The organism is Rhizobium sp. UBA1881, assembly GCF_002338015.1.
Taxonomy (GTDB): Bacteria; Pseudomonadota; Alphaproteobacteria; order Rhizobiales; family Rhizobiaceae; genus Rhizobium.
In genome coordinates this window covers 419-717 of sequence record NZ_DDHH01000205.1, presented here as the reverse complement: position 1 = coordinate 717, position 299 = coordinate 419, and the positions used below count along the sequence as shown (strand labels likewise).

Here is a 299-nt window from a genome sequence, read left to right as displayed (position 1 = left end):
TGTCGCCCGAGGTGGCGCCGACGATGGTGGCGCGCTCGCCGCGCTTTTCCAGCGCATAGTCCATTAGCCGCGCCAGAAGCTGCATCGCCACATCCTTGAAGGCGAGCGTCGTGCCGTGGAAGAGCTCCATGACAAAGCTGTTCGGGCCGGTCTGCACCAGGGGCGCGATCGCCGGATGGCGGAAGGTGCCGTAGGCTTCGTCGATCATTGCCCGAAACGTGTCGGCTGGAATTTCACCGTTGGTGAACGGCGACAGGATGGTGAAGGCGATATCCTGGTAGCTCTTGCCGCGCAGGGCC

The 299-nt window shown here is 63.9% G+C and carries 1 pseudogene; it reads right to left on the bottom strand.

The window, feature by feature from the left end:
• Nucleotides 1-299: pseudogene (locus tag B3605_RS25025) on the bottom strand (threonine synthase); the annotation flags it as partial.